At 69.5% G+C, this 2,235-nt stretch carries 2 protein-coding genes; one reads left to right on the top strand and one right to left on the bottom strand.

What is annotated here, in order from left to right; translation table 11 throughout:
- Positions 1–50: 50 nt before the first annotated feature.
- Positions 51–809, top strand: a complete 759-nt coding sequence (gene nth, locus D7X55_RS38695; protein WP_233610334.1) for an endonuclease III — start codon at positions 51–53, stop codon at positions 807–809.
- Positions 810–812: 3 nt separating this feature from the next.
- Here nth and D7X55_RS38690 read toward each other — a convergent pair whose 3' ends face one another.
- Complete coding sequence (locus D7X55_RS38690) at positions 813–2,081, bottom strand: phosphatidylserine/phosphatidylglycerophosphate/cardiolipin synthase family protein (protein WP_121725648.1); 1,269 nt, start codon at positions 2,079–2,081, stop codon at positions 813–815.
- Positions 2,082–2,235: the final 154 nt, after the last annotated feature.

Raw genomic sequence — 2,235 nt, 5'->3', positions numbered from 1 at the left:
CCCGGCCCCTCACGGCCTCCGGACCCAACTTCCCAGGTCAGGAGGCCCGCATGGCGGCCAGGAAGCAGACGGCGACAGGTCCACGGCGTGCGCCTCGCGCCCAGAGCGCCCGCACCGCGCAGGCCGTGCCCTCCACGCCGGACACGGACAAGCTCCCGTTCGACATCGAAGAGGTCCTGCGCCGCGTGCGCCATGAGGTCCGCGCCTTCGCGGACGCGGCCATGTTCGAGCTCGCCGCGAAGGGCCACGGCTCCCTCTTCGAACAGCTCATCGCGTGCATCCTCTCCATCCGCACGCTCGATGAAGTCAGCCTCCCCGCCTCGCTCCGGCTCCTCGGCCGCGCGCACACACCCGAAGCCCTCGCGCGCCTCACGCCCGCGGAAATCGACGCGCTCATCCGCCCCGTCACCTTCCACGAAGGCAAGGCCCACCAGGTCCACGCCATCGCCGTGCGCACGCGTGACGAGTTCCACGGCCAGCTGCCCGCGGATCCGGACGTGCTCCAGTCCTTCAAGGGCGTGGGCCCCAAGTGCGCGCACCTGGCGCTCGGCATCGCTTGCGGCCACGAGGTCATCAGCGTGGACATCCACGTCCACCGCGTCACCAACCGCTGGGGTTACGTGAAGGCCTCCACGCCGGAGCGCACGCTCGCCGCGCTCGAAGCCGTGCTCCCGCGCCCCTACTGGGTGGAGCTCAACCGGCTCCTGGTCCCCTTTGGCAAACACGTGTGCACCGGCTCGCGGCCCAGGTGCTCCACCTGCCCTGTCCTCCCCTACTGCCGGCAGGAGGGCGTCACCTCCCACCGCTGAAACTCAGCGGTCGTGCCCCGCCCACTGCGTGGCCCGCCGCGCGAACCGGCGCCATGGGTTCGTCCGTCCGCCGTTCTCCAGCGAAATCTCCTTCGAGTGCCGCACGTCCTTCTCCCAGCACACCTCCATCTTCGCGGCGATCTCCCGGTCCTCGAACACCAGCGACCCTTCGCTCAACTTGTTGAGCGACAGCGAATCCAGGTTCGTGGAGCCCACGACGCACAGCCAGTCATCCACCAGCATCGTCTTCGAGTGCAGCATCGCCGGCTGGTACTCCCAGATGCGCACCCCCGCCGCGAGCAGCCGCTCATACGTGGACCGCTGCGACGCACGCACCACCGGCACGTCATGCTCCGGCCCCGGGCCCATCACCCGCACGTCCACGCCCTGCCGGACCTTCACCTCCAGCTGCTCCAGGACGTCGTTGGGCGGCGTGAAGTACGCATTGGCGATCCACAGCCGCTTCGTCGCCGCCGCCACCACCAGCCGCACCATCCGCTCCGCCTCGGTGATGCCCAACCGCCCGGAGCTGTCGATGAACGCCGCGCACCCGCCGCCATCCGCCTCCAGCTTCGGGAAGCACTCGCGCGGCAGGAACCCGCCGCCGGATTCAATCCAGTGCTTGGAGAACGTCACCTGGATGCGCGCCACCTCCGGTCCCTCCACCCGGATGTGCGTGTCGCGCCAGTTGTCCGGCTTCAGCCCCTCCCCTTCCCACACCTTCCAGATGCCAAAGCCACCCGTGTAAGCGACGCGCCCGTCCACCACGACGATCTTCTGGTGCGACCGGCTCAAGAGCCGCCCCAGCACCTTGCCCGCCAGCAGCCGGTAGTAGTGCACCTCCACGCCCGCGTCCGTGAGGCGCTTCTCCACCTGCTGATCAAAGTCCTTGTCCCCGGTCGTCTCCTCGCTGCCCACCGGGTCCACCACCACGCGGCACTGCACGCCCGCGCGCGAGCGCTCCATCAGCGCCTCCACGAACCGGTCCGACAGCTCGCACGGCCGCCAGATGTACACGAGCATGTGCACGCTGTGCTTCGCCGCGCGGATGTCCTCCAACATCCGGTCGAAGACCTGGCTGTTCTCCAAGAGGTGCATCCGGTGCCCCGGCGTCAGCCCCACGCCCGTGGCCTGGTAGAGCGCGAACGAGAAGCCCTCGGGCCCGGGTGGCAGCTCGAACGGGCCCTGCATCTCGTGCTTGCGCGTCTCGTCGCCGCCGTCGAACCCATGCGCCCCCGGCTGGGGCAACAACTCGTCCGTAAGCTCGCTCATGTCCCGGGCAACGTATGAACGTCCAGCCGCCCCCGGGAGTCACCGCCCGCTCCCGGCCCCGTCCGGTGAACAGGACCCCATTCCATCGTTGCCGGAGCCTTCCAGCGTGGCGACACTGCCCGGGTTCCGTCCCCTCGCCTGGAGAGTCCAGCAT

This window comes from Corallococcus sp. AB049A, from assembly GCF_003668885.1.
In the GTDB taxonomy this organism is placed as follows: domain Bacteria; phylum Myxococcota; class Myxococcia; order Myxococcales; family Myxococcaceae; genus Corallococcus; species Corallococcus interemptor.
This window is presented reverse-complemented; position numbering and strand designations above follow the sequence as displayed.